This window comes from Heyndrickxia acidicola, from assembly GCF_001636425.1.
GTDB classification, from domain to species: domain Bacteria; phylum Bacillota; class Bacilli; order Bacillales; family Bacillaceae_C; genus Bacillus_AE; species Bacillus_AE acidicola.
The window spans coordinates 3,291,516-3,307,073 of sequence record NZ_KV440953.1 but is presented as its reverse complement, the minus strand read 5'-3'; the positions used below and the strand labels follow the sequence as shown (position 1 = coordinate 3,307,073).

Here is a 15,558-nt window from a genome sequence, read left to right as displayed (position 1 = left end):
GTATTATGCACTAGGGAGATAGAGATATGATTTGGATTGATTACCCATCCTATATGGAAATAGTTCCGCCAAAAGAGTTCAACTTTGAAGAATGCTTAGTGTTCCTTGGCAGATCTGACAAAGAAATACTGCATCAAATAAAAGATGGAAGTCTCTTTAAATTGCTAAAAGTGAGAGGGGAATTAATAGTCTGTAAAATCGGATGTGAAAATGGCTTTATTAAAATAGAGTTTCCCATTTCGCCTCCTCCTGTTGCACTTCGGGAAGAGATTGCAGCGTACATAGGGGAATGGTTTGATCTCAGTCAAGAGCTTGGGGAATTTTATATGACAGCAGGGAACGACAAGCTAATGCAGAAGCTGGCAAGTACCTATTATGGTTTGCGGATGATCTGCATACCTGATCTATTTGAAGCCATTACATGGGCTATTATGGGACAGCAAATTAATCTATCATTTGCTTACACATTGAGGGAGCGTTTTGTTAAACACTTTGGAGAATCTCTTATATTTAATGGAGAAACCTATTGGTTATACCCAGAGTATGAAAAAATAGCGGCACTTGATGTAGAGGATTTAACAACTCTCCAATTTACTGCCCGGAAGGCTGAATATATTATTGGGGTTGCAAAAGCTATGACAAATGGGGAGCTGTCAAAAGAAAAGCTGCTACAAAACCGGGAGTATCAGCAAGTTAAACATTCTTTAATGGCTTTAAGGGGAATAGGCGCCTGGACGGCAGATTATGTGATGATGAAATGTTTGCACATCCCAACTGCTTTTCCGCTGGCAGATGTCGGACTTCATAATGCATTAAAGCTTCAATTAGGGTTGGAAAGAAAACCGACAATAGATGAAATCAAAGAACTCTCTGCTAATTGGGCAGGATGGGAGGCCTATGCCACTTTTTATCTATGGCGGTCTTTATATGAGTAGGTTTCAAAAGGCTTTTCACGAAAAAGGCCTGTTAAAAGTCTGTTTTCTCATGGATTGTGTCAACTATCGTCTTTTTTTCAGGATCTTAATTAACAAGAATTAAGACTGGTAATATTAAAAAGGAGGTACTGTAAGGTTATAAAAAAAACCTCCCCTTTAGGAGGGAAAGGTTACTCCATTTTCGGTTTGTCTTCTGCCTGCTGATTTTTTGTAGGTATTAAAAACAAATTGGATGCTTAATAATGCTTCCATTATAAGCAGGAAAAGAATAATCCATATACCTGCAGATAAAATGATATTTTTCAAAAAAGATAGTATAGCTGCATGAATGCTGATAAGCGAAGTGAAGGTATAGAACATAGCAAAAGTAAAAATTCTGCTCCACTGGGTTACATCATATATCAAGATTCCCTTATTTATGCCAAACCGTTTAATGCGTAGAATCAATCTCCATAATTCAATGCATTCAATGAGAATAAAAACGGTTAAGGCTGCAATCCATATAAACTGAATGATTCTTTCATCCAGAACTTTTGTTGTGATACAGGCAATGCCGGATATGGATATAGCCCCGTGCAAGATACAGTTTGTATTATTCCAGTCCGTTTCCACTATCCATGAACTGGTTATATACCGCTTTATGATATAGAATGCACTAACCATATAAAAACAGAAGCCAATCATTAATAATGTTTTATTAATGATCAATGGAATCTCTGCAAAAATGGTATTCGATAATAGAACAATGGATTGGGTGCTGACAGTTGTTAAAAGAAGAATACCATTTGAATTTTCTTTTAAAGAGGAATGAGAGAGTACATAAAAACTCCTCATGCATAAACCTAAATATACAGCCCATAGCCCAGCATTGAGAAAAGTAAGAACTTCGGATACAGCTCCCCATTGAGGAAATTCTTTATAAATGATAATTCCGCAGATAGAAGTTCCGGCAACCCATGTTCCAATTCCGAAGCGATTAATGGGGTGGCTATAATGAAGCTCTTTAAACTTTCCTTTAAAACAGGTCATAGATAAAGAAAAGATAAATGAAGTCCATAAGGATAGGTTAAAAGTAGAGAGCAGTTTGCCGTAAATCCCCCTGAAAAAATGCATGCCAAAAAAGCTTAAAAGAGCCCCTTCTGTTACTATTCCTAATGCCATCACAACGGCCATAGCAGAAGTTTTAATATAAATTTTATTAAAACTAAAAAACAAAACAATGCTAATAGAAAGAATGCATAATAAAATGATATAGATCAACGTCATCACCATTACCTTGTAAGGTATATTCATTCTATTATATCATAAGCTCTTTAAACGAATTTCTATTCACAGAGTTTAAGACTAGTAAACTAAATATCAAAATGCTTTCCATCCCAAATGAACTTTTCGCATCCTCCGCCAGTCAATTATATTGTTTGAATTAGGGCTGCACCTCTTTGTCTCCCTTTTAAAACGTATAATAAAAAAGCCTTTTAAATGACTGGAGGAACGAATAAAAGTATGAACAAATCATTATCCGTTAATATGTTTACAAAAGTCCCGGAAATTACGGTTTATTTTTGGATTACGAAGATACTGACTACTGGAATGGGCGAGGTATTTTCTGACTATCTCGTTAATAATATGAATCCAGTCCTGGCTGTAGCCATTGCTTTTATAGGATTAATAGTCTCCCTGGTACTTCAGTTCCGGGCAGATCGTTATGTAGCATGGATTTATTGGCTTGTTGTTGTTATGGTCAGTATATTCGGTACGATGGCAGCTGATTTCATCCATGTAATAGTAGGGATTCCTTATATTGTATCTACGTCCTTTTTTGCTATTGTATTGGCTGCAATCTTTATCTTCTGGTACGCAACTCAAAAGACGCTTTCTATTCACAGTATCTATACACGGTTTCGCGAAATGCTCTATTGGGCTGCAGTACTGGGAACATTTGCGCTGGGTACAGCTGCAGGAGATATGATGGCATCCACAATGAAGCTGGGCTATTTCTCAGCAGGAGTGGTCTTTGCCGTATTGCTGGCAATTCCAGCTGTGGGTTATTGGTTATTCAAGTTTAATGAAATTTTTGCTTTCTGGTTCGCCTACATTATGACGCGTCCGGTTGGTGCTTCTTTTTCAGACTGGACTTCTGCAAAGCATGGAGGGCTGGGACTTGGAGAAGGTCCGGTCAGCCTTACCTTAGGCATCGTTATTGTTCTTCTAGTGGGCTATTTGACCATTACTCGCAAGGATATAAATGAGGAAGCGGCTGCCTTGGAAGTTCGCAAACGTGCTTAATCTTAAATCTTTTTAAAAAACCCTCCATTCATTGAATGGAGGGTTTTTTAGGTTATCTGCCATAATTGTTGTTTCGGTAGCTTGTCAAATGGTGGACGGGACCCTATCTCTATTTTGGTTTTTATAAAAAAGAGGAAGGTATTCTTTATGTGCTTCCAATAAATCATCCAATACTGCTTTTGCAAGGTAGTCGCTTGGAACAAGTGGATTAATGCACATTGCCAGAAGGGCTTTATCATAAGAACCTGTAACTGCAGCTTCAGCAGCTGTCATTTCAAAGGATTTAATTTGTTGTATTAACCCATTTACCGATACAGGCAATTGACCTACTGAAACAGGCTTGGGCCCATCCTTTGTAACCACACAGTTTACCTCTACAGCCGATTCATCGGAAATTCCGAGAATTGCCCCGTCATTTCTAACATTTAGAGTTTGAATGTCTCCTATATCATTGTAAATAGAATTGATGACATTGCATGCAGCATCGCTGTAATAGGCTCCGCCTCTTTTTTGAAGCTGGGGAGGTTTGATATCTAGTGTAGGATCCTTATATAATTCAAAGAGTTCTTTTTCTAAAGCAATGACCGTTTCTGCCCTGGTATTGCCCGAAGCAAATGACTCAAGCTCCTTTTTTAATATTTCACTCGTCTTATAATAATATCGATGATACGAGCACGGAATTAAACGAAGTGACTTTAGGAAATGGCTTTCCCAGGGAATAGGAGCGATATTTTGCATAGAGATTTGTTTTTTGGGATCTCCCATTATTTCTAAAACATGGTCTAAAACAGATTCTCCGTAGACGCGGACATCTAAGCCATATACCATATGATTTAATCCTGCAAAATCAATTTCGACACTTTCAAGAGGTACATTTAACAGTTTTGCAATGGTAATGCGAGTATGGATTGGGAGATTGCAGACACCAATTACTTTTTTATGTTGTCCATATCGAAGTAAGGCTTCTGTTACCATTCCAGCAGGGTTCGTAAAATTGATTAGCCAGGCATTTGGACAAAGTCTTTGCATTTTTGCCGAGATATCCAGCAGGACAGGAATGGTTCTCAACCCTTTAAATAGGCCGCCGGCGCCATTTGTTTCCTGCCCAATGATTCCGTGCTGTAAGGGTATTCTTTCATCTTTTGCTCTTGCGGCTAATAATCCCACCCTCATCTGAGTGGTAACAAAATCGGCATCTTTAAGAGCTTCTTCCCGGTCCAAAGTTAATTTAATTTCCATTGGGAGAGAGGCCTTTTCAACCATTCTCTTTGCCAGGTTTCCGACTATTTCAAGCTTTTCTCTTCCTTCTTCAATATCTGCTAGCCAAAGTTCTTTTACGGGAAGCTGGTCATAGCGCTTAATTAGTCCTTCCACAAACTCAGGTGTATAGCTTGACCCTCCCCCAATTGTAGCAATTTTTAATCCTTGCTTATCCATATTGCTCAAACCTCCAAAAATTAATTTGTGAAATGAAGTTTATAGATTAGAAGATAACTTAAGGAGATACATATTACGGCTGATAATAGCAGTCTTTTAAGCACTCCTTTTTTGTCTTTTACTTTTGCCTCTATAAGTGTAAGGACAATTGTAAGTCCGGCAGTACCTGCCAGACCTGTACTGATAAAAAAACTAAGCGACTTTGGCAGACCGAGATAAATAAGCGGCTGAGCAAGAATCAGGTTTACCATTGAAACAAACAATAAAAAGAATGCGATACTTTTAGCGGATACTTGTTTAAATTCAAAGGGTGAGTTCATTGTTAACTCCCTCCAGCTATCTAAAATGAAAATAAATGAAAGAGGGAGCTGCCTCTTTCATTTATTTTAAAACAATTCCTTTATGCTGCTTGATTATCGTTTTCATCTGTTTCCATTTTTGCCATTTTTCTATCATACATTTTAAAGAAAGGGAGATAAACGAAAAAGGAAATAGCAATGTTTATTAGAGTAAGAAAAACAGCATGTATATCCCCGCCTGTTGCTAAATAGGCACCAATTGGCGCAGGAAGCGTCCATGGCGGCTGAACGAAAGTAGGAGTGACCCATCCTACAACGGTTAAGAAGTACGTTAAACAGATATTAATAATGGGTGTAAGAATAAATGGAATAGCCAGAATGGGATTCAATACAATTGGCACCCCGAAAATGACCGGTTCGTTAATATTAAAAATACTTGGAATGATAGACGCCCTGCCTACAGCTTTCATGTATTTGGATTTTGAAAAAACCAGCATAGCAAGTACCAGTCCAAGTGTAGCTCCAGAGCCTCCAATCCAAATAAACCATTGGAAGAATGTCTCAGGTGCTACATGAGGTAAGTGGTGGGAATGGTTTGCAACTGCTTCGGCATTCTTTGCTAGGTAAAGCTCCCACAATGGCCGAACAACTGGGCCAACGACAGAGTCTCCATGAATTCCAAAGAACCATAGGAAACAAATTAAGAATCCGGGGATTAAGACACCCCAAATAGAGTCTCCTGCTGTTACAATAGGTGCAATTAATTTTCCGATTTCTGAATGCAGGTCAATTTTAAAAACATAAGTGATTAAAGACATTAAAATAATGACTGCGGCAACTGGTATTAATGCTTCAAAAGATCGCGCTACAGATGGCGGTACCTGTTCCGGCATTTTAATCGTAATGTTCTTCGTCTTGCAAAAACGAAGTATTTCTACTGAAACAATAGAGACAATCATCGTAACAAAAAGACCAGATCCCCCCAGGTTGCTCATTGGGAGTGCATAGCCGTCTTTAAGTAATTCCGGAGTAAGCGTTAATAACAATGCACAAACGGATACCTGCGCTCCGGAAAGCGGATCTAGTTTATAGCTTTTGGCAAGGTTATATCCAACTCCAAAGGCTATATAAAGTGACATAATATACATGGTAAGCCGGTATGGGAGCAAAATTTGCAAAGCATTTTTAGCCGCCCATTCTGAGATTGCCCAATCCTTAGGCAAAGGCGGAAAAGCGAGAATTAAGAAAAAGGAACCTACAATTATAAATGGCAATGCCGAAATAACCCCATCCCTAATGGCTCTTAAATGGCGCTGTTCAGAGAAACGAGCCATAGTACCAGAAAGATAATTTTCCATCCAGCCAACAATTCTATCCATTCATATATCCCCCTATAATAAAATAAATGGTTATTGTGCTATTTCCTTAACAATTTTTAGAAGAGCAGGACCACCAAGAGGTGTATATGCTTTCATAGGAATTAACTCGCAAGGAATGTTTGCACCATCTGCTTCTGTTTTTACTTGGCTAAAGCGGTGTCTAATTTGCGGAGCCACCATAATAATGTTCCAGCCATTTTTGGTTTCGTTGGAAACTTCCCCTGTTCCTACTGCTTTTACCTCCATTGCTAATCCTTCTTTATCTGCCTCTTTTTTGAGCGCATTCACAACAATAGAACTGGACATGCCGCCAGCACATACAAATAAAACCTTCATTGTTTACCTCCTCTTATTCCCAAGCCTTCATATGAATTTGTTTTACCGTTCATCAAATGTCGTTTTTTTGATGCTATGAAACTTCTAATTATGAGCTGCTTTTTTATTTCACCTCAATCCCCTAGTCTCTCTTTAAAATTTTGAAAGTGTTTTCAATTTAAGGTAATTATATGATAAACTGAATTTAAATTTCAAATTAAATTTTAATTTTTAAAATAAAATTTTGATAGGAGATATAAAAAATGAAAACACTGGACATGGAACAATCAATCTTTCAAATTATTGCTCATGGTGGAAATGCGAAAGGGCTAGCATTCGAAGGGTTAGAAAAAGCTCACCTTTATAGATTTAGCGAAGCAGAAGAATTATTAAAAGAGGCACATTCTGAGTTGAATCTTGCACATAACACACAAACACAATTGATTCAGGCTGAACTAAATGGTGAAAAAGTAGAAGGGACCTTATTGATGATTCATGCTCAGGATCATTTAATGGCGGCAATCAGTGAGATTTCTTTAATTGAACAAATGGTAAAAATGTTGAAGAAGATGGAACTATTAGAAAAAAAGTAAAGGAAGGATGACAGGAATGTCTGAACAAAAATTAGGTATTTCCATTTATCCAAACCATTCCATCATGGAAAAAGATAAAGAGTATATTGCATTAGCAAGTAAATATGGTTTTAAGAGAATATTTACATGTCTTTTATCGTTGGATGGTAAAAAGGAAAACATTCTATCTAACTTTAAAGAAACCATTTCATTTGCTAAGGAAAAGGGAATGGAAGTAATTGCCGATATTAGCCCAAGAGTATTTAAGGAACTGGACATTTCCTATAGTGATTTGTCATTTTTTAACGAGATTGGGGCATCAGGCATTCGACTCGACATGGGGTTTACAGGACAAGAGGAATCGGTAATGACCTTTAATCCGTATGGACTAAAGATTGAAGTCAATATGAGCAATGCAACTAAATATATTGATAATATCCTTACTTACCAGCCAAATAAAAGTAATTTGTTAGGCTGTCATAATTTTTATCCTCACCGGTATTCAGGATTATCGTACCCATTTTTTATTGAATGCAGCAAGAAATTTAAGGACATGGGAATAAGAACGGCTGCATTTGTCTCATCGGCACATGCTGAGATGGGCCCATGGACAATAATGGAAGGCCTTCCGACACTCGAAATGCATCGAAATCTGCCAATAGAAGTACAGGTAAAGCACTTATATGCCGTGGAACTTATCGATGACATCATTATTGGAAATGCCTATGCATCAGAAGAGGAATTAAAGCAGCTTAGCGAAATAAATAAAAACAAATTAACCTTTACAGTGGATCTTACAGAAACAGCTACGGAGCTTGAAAGAAAAATTGTGTTTGAGGAACCGCACTTTTATAGAGGAGATGTATCGGATTATATGATCCGTTCCACTCAAAGCAGAGTGAAATACAAAGGACAGAACTTTATACCCCACCATTGCAGGGATATGAAGAAAGGCGATATTGTAATTGAAAATAATCTGTATGGGCAATATGCGGGTGAGCTCCAGGTTGTTCTCAAGGAAATGATGAATTCAGGGAAAACAAATGTGGTGGGGCGAATAAGAGAAGAAGAGATCTTTTTACTGGACTACCTGAAGCCATGGAGTCAATTTGCTTTTCAGCCACTAGAATAGGGAGGGCTTGCATGGGATTACTGATTGGAATTGATGCAGGTGGAACAAAAACAAAAGCTATGATTCTAAAAAATGCGACGGATGCTGTTTTCGAAACAGCGTGCGGGTATGGAAATCCGGCTATTAATTATAAAACAGCACTAGCCAACATTTCCTTTGCCATCACCTCTTGCCTTGAAAGTGAATTTGGGGGTGAATGTAAGGAAATTGTCATTGGTGTCGCTGGAATTGAGGCAGGTGAGAACCGTCAAAAGCTTCAACAGGACTTAAAGGTGGTCACACAGCTGTCCACTATCTTGGTTACGGATGCTGAGCTTGCTTATTATGCTTATATGGGGGATAAGGATGGAATTCTTACCATTGCGGGTACCGGATCCATTTCTTACGGCAGAAATGGTGAACAAGGAAGCTATATAGGGGGCTGGGGCCACCTGCTGGGTGATGCAGGAAGCTCTTATTATGTCGCAATACAGGCTTGTAAACAAATGATAAATGAAGAAGAATCTAATAAGGAGTATAGTCCATTAACAAGGGCTATCCTTGATAGGCTGGGAATGACAAAAGTAAAGGAAATAAAAGGATTCATATATCAATCGAAAAAAGACGACATTGCTTCACTTTCCTATACTGTTTATCTTCAGGCTGTAAAAGGGGATCATATTGCGCAAATGTTATTTGAAATCGCAGGTGTTCAACTCGCGGACCAGACTCTTAGGCTGATTCATATCTTACAACTGGAGTGCCCAATAAAAGTGGCTTGCGCAGGAAGCCTATTAGAATCAAACCAAATTGTAAAAAACGCATTTAGAAACAGGCTTAAAGATAGTCATTTAGAAATACACTTTATCGATAAAATAATACCAGCTGTATATGGGGCCTATTATATTTCAAAATCTCAATATTTTTCTAAGGAGCTGTGATGTTTGGTGGGGAATTTGGTTGTTGGGCTGATGTCAGGAACCTCCCTTGACGGAATTGATGCTGCGTTAGTAAGTATTGAAGGAAAGGGGCTGGAAACAAGGATTAAAATGCTTAATTTTCTTACAATCCCCTTCCCTGCTCAGCAAAGAAAGGATATTCTGGGATGTATGGATCCTATAAAATCTAACGTAGCAGAAATCAGCAGTCTGAATTTTACCCTGGGAAGGCTTTTTGCCGATGCAGTGAAGAAAGTGTGCCAGTCGGCTGGTATTGCGATTGAAAAGGTTGATCTAATAGGTTCTCATGGACAAACCATTTACCATATTCCTAATCCATATGAAAAATATGTAAAATCAACATTGCAAATCGGGGAGCCAGCTGTCATTGCATATGAAACAGGATCCTTAGTTGTCTCTAATTTTCGATCTATGGACATGGCAGCGGGCGGTGACGGTGCCCCTCTTGTACCCTATACGGACTTTCTTTTGTATCGAAGCAAAGATAAGGGAAGAATTCTTCAAAATATTGGTGGGATCGGAAATGCGACAGTTTTGCCGAGAGATTCTGAATTAAGTGATGTTTTTGCTTTTGATACTGGTCCTGGGAATATGGTTATTGATGAGTTATGTCACATTAAAAAAGGTGAAGCCTTTGATCACATGGGAAATTGGGCATCGAAAGGGAAGGTCCATAAGGATATTGTGGATGATTGGATGAAAATGGAGTATTTTTCGAAATTGCCACCTAAATCAACTGGCCGTGAGCTTTTTGGCACAGCCTTTACTGGGAAAATTGTAAAGGACTACGCTTATTTATCTGATGAAGATTTAATTGCGACAGCTACTTATTTTACGGCAAAAACAATTGCAGATTCATATGAAAAGTACATATTTCCCAAAGTGAATATTGATGAAATTATCCTTGGGGGAGGAGGAAGCCATAATCTGTGTTTATTAAAAATGCTAAAAGGACTTCTGCCGCACTGCCGTATATTGACTCAGGAGGACGTTGGGTTCTCTTCTGATGCCAAGGAAGCGGTTGCATTTGCTATATTAGCAAACGAAACAATCCATCAGTTGCCCTCCAATGTTCCCGGAGCTACAGGAGCGGGGGAGCAGGTTATTCTAGGTTCTGTAACATTTCCTCCCAAAGGCGATTTTAAGCAAGTTTTAAAGGGTAAGGACCTTCTGTAATTTACGTAAAGAATCATTTCATTTATATTTAACATGATAAGAGTAGTAAATAGAAAAACGAATTGAGATGAATGGGTATGTCGAATTTAACAGGCGGCCTCATGATGCTGAGTGAAATGCTTCATAATTTGCCTCCATCCGAAAAGAAAATTGCTTCGTATATATTGGAATTTCCTAAAGAAACGCTTGATTTAACTGTAAGTGAGTTAGGGAAAAGGAGTCAAACAAGCGGTGCAGCTGTCATTCGACTGTGTAAATCTTTAGACTTGAAGGGATTTCCTGAGCTAAAATTGCGGATCGCAGGAGATCTACAGCAAAGAGTCAACACAGTGATTGAATTTAGAGATATAGAGCCCAATGAGAATGTCATTTCTATTTTAGAAAAAGTCACCAATAATACAACCCAGACTTTACGGGAGACAGCAGAGCTTGTTAGTATTTCTGAACTTGAGAAAGCAGTGGAAGTCATACAAAAAGCGGATAACGTCCATTTTTATGGGGTAGGCGCTTCAAGCATCATTGCTCAGGATGCCCAACAAAAATTCCTAAGAATTAATAAATCCACAACTGCTTTTTCAGATGCTCATATGGCCGCTACCATTATTGCCAATGCTAAAAAGAATGATGTAGTGTTTGGCATTTCTTTCTCTGGCCAAACCTACGAAGTGGCTAAAATATTGGAATTGGCCAATCAGAAAAGCGTTAAAACCATATCTTTAACAAAATTCGGTACTTCACCTGTGGCAGATCAAGCGAATATAAGGCTTTATACATCCTCTACCCAGGAAACGGCCTTTCGAAGCGGAGCAACCTCTTCAAGGATTGCACAGCTCCACATCATTGATATCCTTTTTATGAGCGTAGCATCAAGGCAATATAAGAAAACCATTCGGCATGTAGATGAAACGAAAGAAGCAGTAGAGTTTTTAAGAACCAGAATAAAACCAAGAAAAAATGGTGTGGATTGAGTCGTCTAATTGGTAAACTTTGAAAAATGTAAAAGAAGTTGATTTGATTAAATAGTATCTTATGAAGGCTTGTATTGGATGAATACAGGCTTTTTTTGTCTGCATATTAATAGTACAAAAAATAAGTTGTTTAGATTATACAAAATATAATATGAAAATAAATTAATAATAAACACGTGAAATGTATATTAATTCGTTTGGTGTATTTATAATTTTGGCGTTCCAAATTGTCTAAGGAATAAAAAATACTGTGGTCTATAGTCTTAAACTTAGATAATATCTCTATTAAATAGTATAGTAAAAATGTAAAAAGACTCTTTTCTAATAAATATTTATGTGTTAAAATTCATTAATATGAATAAAAATACAAAAATTATCAAAATGATATTCACATTTTATACAAGGAGGAAAAGAGCATGAAAAAGGTTGTTTTGGCATTATCTCTTATACTTACTATGGCAGCTTTGGGTGCCTGCAGCGGCATTCAAAAAGCAAACGGGCAAGATTCTAAGAATGGGAAAGTATTGACAATAGGTACATCAGCTGACTTCCCGCCATTTGAAACAAGAGATGTATCAGGAAATATTGTGGGGTTTGATGTCGATCTTGGAAACTATATTGGTCAAAAGCTGGGATATAAAGTTGAATTCAAAGATATGAATTTTGATGGTTTAATAGGGGCTTTACAAACTAAGCGTGTAAATATGGTGCTTGCAGGTATGTCCGCAACAGCGGATCGGAAAAAGAATGTCGATTTCTCCATTGCCTATAACCATTCTGGAGAAATGTTCGTTACGAAGAAGGGTTCTTCTATTAAAACGGTTAATGACTTAAAAGGCAAGACACTTGGTGTGCAATTGGGATCTATTCAGGATGAAGGCGCTCAAAAGCTTCAAAAAACGATTCCGTTTCAAGTTCAAAAAATGGACAACTCAACCACTTTAATTCAGGATTTATTATCAAATCGCATACAGGCTGCGTATTTAGATAAATCGGTTGCCGAAGGATACATTAAAAAACAGGGATTGGCCGGGTTTGATGATCCAACTGCGAGTTCCCCGGGAATGGCAGCAGCATTTCCAAAAGGCAGCAGCTTAGCCAAGGATGTAAATAAAGTTCTGAAACAAATGCAGCAAAATGGAAAGCTTGCTGAATTGCAGAAAAAATGGATAAAAAATAATTAATTACATTGGACATAAAACGAGCAAAGTGAGGTGTAAGGCATGAATTTGGACTTTAGCCAAATTGTGCCTTATATTCCTTTTATTTTAGAAGGAATATGGGTGACGATAAAATTTGTTGTCATATCTATTATTTTTGGATTTATTTTTGGTACTGTTTTAGCGTTATTTAAGCTTTCTCATATTAAGCCTCTGAATTGGATTGGAGATGTCTATACATCTATTTTCCGCGGGACACCGCTTATTTTGCAGCTAATGCTGATTTATTTTGCTATTCCCCAGTTAACCGGCTATGATATTTCTTCTTTTTTATGCGCGGTATTAGCCTTTGGATTAAATTCTTCTGCCTATGTTTCAGAGATTATTAGAGCGGGCATTCAGGCGGTAGATAAAGGACAGACGGAGGCTGCACAAGCGCTCGGTATTCCTTATCGTCTTATGATGAAGGATTTGATCCTCCCGCAGGCACTAAAAAATATTTTGCCTGCACTCATGAATGAGTTTATCTCTTTAACGAAAGAGTCTGCGATCGTATCCACAATTGGTTACTTAGATCTTATGCGCCGGGCTCAGGTGGTTGGTTCTCAAATTTACCGGAACTTCGAACCTCTCATCTTTGTAGGGGCGATTTATTGGATTTTAGTTTTAATTTTGACCTTGCTAGGCAGACTTGTCGAAAGGAAGATGAAGTTTAGTGATTAAAGTAGAGAACCTCCATAAAAAATTTGGCGATACAGACGTTTTAAAAAATATTTCTACAAGTATTGAAGCCGGTGAAGTGGTCTCTATCATTGGGCCATCCGGATCAGGAAAATCAACCTTTCTGCGCTGTCTGAATTTACTGGAAGTTCCCACAAGCGGCAAAGTGTGGATACAAGATCAGGACATAACCGATCCAAAGACAAATATTATGAAGGTTCGCCAGAATATTGGAATGGTTTTTCAACATTTTTATTTATTTCCCCACAAAACGGTACTGGAAAACTTAACATATGCCCCGATGAAAGTAAAAGGAGAAAGCCGCGAGGATGCAGAGGTGAAAGCAAGAGATTTATTAGCGAAAGTGGGTCTGAAAGAAAAAGAATCTGCTTATCCCAATAATCTATCCGGAGGACAGAAGCAGCGTGTTGCGATTGCGCGCGCTTTGGCAATGGAGCCGAAATTGATGCTGTTTGATGAGCCTACCTCTGCACTAGACCCGGAAATGGTAAAGGAGGTCCTTAACGTGATGAAGGATCTTGCCAAAACAGGAATGACAATGGCGGTTGTTACACACGAAATGGGGTTTGCAAGAGAAGTAGCTGAAAGGGTAATGTTTCTGGATGACGGCGTATTACTGGAAGAAGGAACGCCAGAGGAATTTTTCAGTCAGCCTCGTACAAGCAGAGCCAAGGATTTTCTAGAGAAAATTTTATAAATGCTGCGAAGCTTAAAGTGAAAATGTGATGAATGTGCCCTATCTGAATAAACGGATAGGGCTTAAACAGGTGGTATAATGGGTTACAAAAGATATTATTGGATATCCTAAAGCGTGTCGGGAAACCTAGTTAAAATTCTCATTAATGTATTTATGTGAAACTTGTCACTTGATTTTTAATCTTTAACTCGTTAAGGTCAGATAGGTAGATTATTTACTTTGGCTGTTTCATAAAAGCTGCCAAGCTTCTATAGGAGAGTGGAATTATGTATAAATTAATAGCCATTGATATGGATGGAACATTATTAAACGACCATCATGAAGTAACGCCTGAGGTCACGGAGGCCTTGCATGCAGCCAAGAAAAAGGGCGTGAAAATTGTTTTGTGTACAGGACGTCCGGTAGGCGGTGTCCATCGTTACCTTGAAAGCCTTGAGCTGAATCAGGAAGGTGATTATGTAATAGCTTATAACGGTGCACTTGTTCAAAATACCCATACAAATGAAGTGGTTTCCGAACTGTCACTTAACTATCAGGATTTAAAAGATTTGTATGAGTTAAGCCTTGAACTAGATACAACGATGCAGTTTTTTGATTCTGCGCACCTCTATACGCCGAATCAAAATATCAGCCGCTATACAGTGCTTGAATCCTATATGACACAGGTTCCTTTATGCTATCGTACCCTGGAAGAGGTACCGGAGGATATGGTAATCCCTAAGGTTATGTTTATTAATGAGGAAGAAAAATTGAATAACATTATTGCCTCTATTCCACCTAAATTTAAGGAAAAATACTTCATGGTCAGAAGTTCTCCTTTCTTCTATGAAATTCTTCACCCTGAGGTCAGTAAGGGAAATGCTGTTAAGCAGCTTGCCAGTATTTTAGGCATCAATAGGGAAGAAATTATAGCCATTGGGGATAATGGAAACGACTTGACGATGATTGAATACGCCGGATGCGGTGTAGCAATGGCCAATGCGATTCCGGAAGTCAAAAAGGCGGCCAATTTCCATACAATGTCCAATAATGAAAATGGTGTTGCGTATGCGATTCAGGAACTGATACTAAATAAATAATTTATTCGCAGCATAATAAAGGCTTTGGTAAAAAGCACTGTGATTATTTTAGCCTGATGGAAGAATGAGATAAGAAAGAGGGGACCCAAAAAGCGGACAATGCCGCTGAATGGAGGCACCCTTTTTTACTAACTGAATAAAAAAGGGGAAAAGGTAAGGGAATTTTCTATTTAGTTTTAGACTAGGCTATCATGAAATCTCTTTATACGAGTTCGAAAATCAAGCCAAACCGACCTATAATAATCATTATTGCCTTAGCGATATGGAAGAAAGATCATATTAGGGTGGCCTCTAAAAAATCGATGTTGATCTTACACTTATATTGATTAATGGAAGCGAAAAGGTATGACAAACAGCGATACGCATATAGGCGCAGTACCCACTATTCGTTTTCAATCAAGGTTGATTGGAGCGGATACACGAGACTCCTGCGGGATAAGTGTG

16 protein-coding genes are annotated in these 15,558 nt (G+C 38.2%); 11 read left to right on the top strand and 5 right to left on the bottom strand.

What is annotated here, in order from left to right:
- Positions 1-26 precede the first annotated feature (26 nt).
- On the top strand, positions 27-935 hold the full coding sequence (locus tag A5N88_RS15380; RefSeq protein WP_066267638.1) for a DNA-3-methyladenine glycosylase family protein: 909 nt from the start codon (positions 27-29) through the stop codon (positions 933-935).
- Between the two features lie 156 nt (positions 936-1,091).
- Here A5N88_RS15380 and A5N88_RS15375 read toward each other — a convergent pair whose 3' ends face one another.
- Positions 1,092-2,228: a TDT family transporter gene (locus tag A5N88_RS15375; RefSeq protein ID WP_157090692.1), complete on the bottom strand. Its 1,137-nt coding sequence runs from the start codon at positions 2,226-2,228 to the stop codon at positions 1,092-1,094.
- A gap of 210 nt (positions 2,229-2,438) precedes the next feature.
- Here A5N88_RS15375 and A5N88_RS15370 point away from each other — a divergent pair, with 210 nt between their 5' ends.
- Positions 2,439-3,221: a COG4705 family protein gene (locus A5N88_RS15370; protein ID WP_066267634.1), complete on the top strand. Its 783-nt coding sequence runs from the start codon at positions 2,439-2,441 to the stop codon at positions 3,219-3,221.
- An 84-nt stretch (positions 3,222-3,305) separates the two neighbouring features.
- Here the strand turns inward: A5N88_RS15370 and A5N88_RS15365 are convergent, their stop codons facing one another.
- From A5N88_RS15365 to A5N88_RS15350, 4 genes are all read right to left on the bottom strand, one after another.
- Entirely contained in the window at positions 3,306-4,658 is a 1,353-nt protein-coding gene (locus tag A5N88_RS15365) for a 6-phospho-beta-glucosidase (RefSeq protein ID WP_066267632.1), read from the bottom strand.
- 20 nt (positions 4,659-4,678) lie between these two features.
- Entirely contained in the window at positions 4,679-4,978 is a 300-nt protein-coding gene (locus A5N88_RS15360) for a hypothetical protein (protein ID WP_066267630.1), read from the bottom strand.
- A gap of 80 nt (positions 4,979-5,058) precedes the next feature.
- Entirely contained in the window at positions 5,059-6,336 is a 1,278-nt protein-coding gene (locus A5N88_RS15355) for a PTS sugar transporter subunit IIC (RefSeq protein ID WP_066267627.1), read from the bottom strand.
- 30 nt (positions 6,337-6,366) lie between these two features.
- A complete protein-coding gene (locus tag A5N88_RS15350) occupies positions 6,367-6,672 on the bottom strand; it encodes a PTS sugar transporter subunit IIB (RefSeq protein WP_066267625.1) in 306 nt (101 codons plus the stop codon).
- Positions 6,673-6,914: 242 nt separating this feature from the next.
- Between A5N88_RS15350 and A5N88_RS15345 the strand changes: the two genes are divergently transcribed.
- The 9 genes from A5N88_RS15345 (at position 6,915) to yidA (ending at position 15,114) form a co-directional block, all read left to right on the top strand.
- Positions 6,915-7,244 carry a PTS lactose/cellobiose transporter subunit IIA gene (locus tag A5N88_RS15345; RefSeq protein ID WP_198160297.1) on the top strand — a complete coding sequence of 110 codons (330 nt, stop codon included), beginning with the start codon at positions 6,915-6,917 and terminating at the stop codon, positions 7,242-7,244.
- Positions 7,245-7,260: 16 nt separating this feature from the next.
- Positions 7,261-8,355: a DUF871 domain-containing protein gene (locus A5N88_RS15340; RefSeq protein ID WP_066267623.1), complete on the top strand. Its 1,095-nt coding sequence runs from the start codon at positions 7,261-7,263 to the stop codon at positions 8,353-8,355.
- Between the two features lie 11 nt (positions 8,356-8,366).
- Positions 8,367-9,275 (top strand): BadF/BadG/BcrA/BcrD ATPase family protein, encoded by a 909-nt coding sequence (locus tag A5N88_RS15335; protein ID WP_066267621.1) that lies wholly within the window; start codon positions 8,367-8,369, stop codon positions 9,273-9,275.
- A 3-nt stretch (positions 9,276-9,278) separates the two neighbouring features.
- On the top strand, positions 9,279-10,469 hold the full coding sequence (gene anmK, locus A5N88_RS15330; protein ID WP_260525564.1) for an anhydro-N-acetylmuramic acid kinase AnmK: 1,191 nt from the start codon (positions 9,279-9,281) through the stop codon (positions 10,467-10,469).
- 77 nt (positions 10,470-10,546) lie between these two features.
- Positions 10,547-11,437 (top strand): MurR/RpiR family transcriptional regulator, encoded by an 891-nt coding sequence (locus A5N88_RS15325; protein ID WP_066267620.1) that lies wholly within the window; start codon positions 10,547-10,549, stop codon positions 11,435-11,437.
- Positions 11,438-11,853: 416 nt separating this feature from the next.
- Positions 11,854-12,621: a transporter substrate-binding domain-containing protein gene (locus tag A5N88_RS15320; protein WP_066267618.1), complete on the top strand. Its 768-nt coding sequence runs from the start codon at positions 11,854-11,856 to the stop codon at positions 12,619-12,621.
- A gap of 39 nt (positions 12,622-12,660) precedes the next feature.
- Positions 12,661-13,320 carry an amino acid ABC transporter permease gene (locus A5N88_RS15315; RefSeq protein ID WP_066267616.1) on the top strand — a complete coding sequence of 220 codons (660 nt, stop codon included), beginning with the start codon at positions 12,661-12,663 and terminating at the stop codon, positions 13,318-13,320.
- Positions 13,313-14,035: an amino acid ABC transporter ATP-binding protein gene (locus tag A5N88_RS15310; protein ID WP_066267614.1), complete on the top strand. Its 723-nt coding sequence runs from the start codon at positions 13,313-13,315 to the stop codon at positions 14,033-14,035. The genes A5N88_RS15315 and A5N88_RS15310 overlap by 8 nt, the downstream gene beginning before the upstream one ends.
- Positions 14,036-14,301: 266 nt before the next feature.
- The gene (gene yidA, locus A5N88_RS15305; RefSeq protein WP_066267612.1) at positions 14,302-15,114 is read left to right on the top strand and encodes a sugar-phosphatase; all 813 of its coding nucleotides are present in this window, start codon (positions 14,302-14,304) and stop codon (positions 15,112-15,114) included.
- The last annotated feature ends 444 nt before the right edge of the window (positions 15,115-15,558 follow it).

What these genes read in the sequence shown, in the direction of transcription:
- A5N88_RS15380 (WP_066267638.1), top strand. Translation starts at nt 27, where the DNA reads ATGATTTGGATTGATTACCCATCCTATATGGAAATAGTTCCGCCAAAA.
- A5N88_RS15375 (WP_157090692.1), bottom strand. Translation starts at nt 2,228, where the DNA reads ATGAATATACCTTACAAGGTAATGGTGATGACGTTGATCTATATCATT.
- A5N88_RS15370 (WP_066267634.1), top strand. Translation starts at nt 2,439, where the DNA reads ATGAACAAATCATTATCCGTTAATATGTTTACAAAAGTCCCGGAAATT.
- A5N88_RS15365 (WP_066267632.1), bottom strand. Translation starts at nt 4,658, where the DNA reads ATGGATAAGCAAGGATTAAAAATTGCTACAATTGGGGGAGGGTCAAGC.
- A5N88_RS15360 (WP_066267630.1), bottom strand. Translation starts at nt 4,978, where the DNA reads ATGAACTCACCCTTTGAATTTAAACAAGTATCCGCTAAAAGTATCGCA.
- A5N88_RS15355 (WP_066267627.1), bottom strand. Translation starts at nt 6,336, where the DNA reads ATGGATAGAATTGTTGGCTGGATGGAAAATTATCTTTCTGGTACTATG.
- A5N88_RS15350 (WP_066267625.1), bottom strand. Translation starts at nt 6,672, where the DNA reads ATGAAGGTTTTATTTGTATGTGCTGGCGGCATGTCCAGTTCTATTGTT.
- A5N88_RS15345 (WP_198160297.1), top strand. Translation starts at nt 6,915, where the DNA reads ATGAAAACACTGGACATGGAACAATCAATCTTTCAAATTATTGCTCAT.
- A5N88_RS15340 (WP_066267623.1), top strand. Translation starts at nt 7,261, where the DNA reads ATGTCTGAACAAAAATTAGGTATTTCCATTTATCCAAACCATTCCATC.
- A5N88_RS15335 (WP_066267621.1), top strand. Translation starts at nt 8,367, where the DNA reads ATGGGATTACTGATTGGAATTGATGCAGGTGGAACAAAAACAAAAGCT.
- A5N88_RS15325 (WP_066267620.1), top strand. Translation starts at nt 10,547, where the DNA reads ATGTCGAATTTAACAGGCGGCCTCATGATGCTGAGTGAAATGCTTCAT.
- A5N88_RS15320 (WP_066267618.1), top strand. Translation starts at nt 11,854, where the DNA reads ATGAAAAAGGTTGTTTTGGCATTATCTCTTATACTTACTATGGCAGCT.
- A5N88_RS15315 (WP_066267616.1), top strand. Translation starts at nt 12,661, where the DNA reads ATGAATTTGGACTTTAGCCAAATTGTGCCTTATATTCCTTTTATTTTA.
- yidA (WP_066267612.1), top strand. Translation starts at nt 14,302, where the DNA reads ATGTATAAATTAATAGCCATTGATATGGATGGAACATTATTAAACGAC.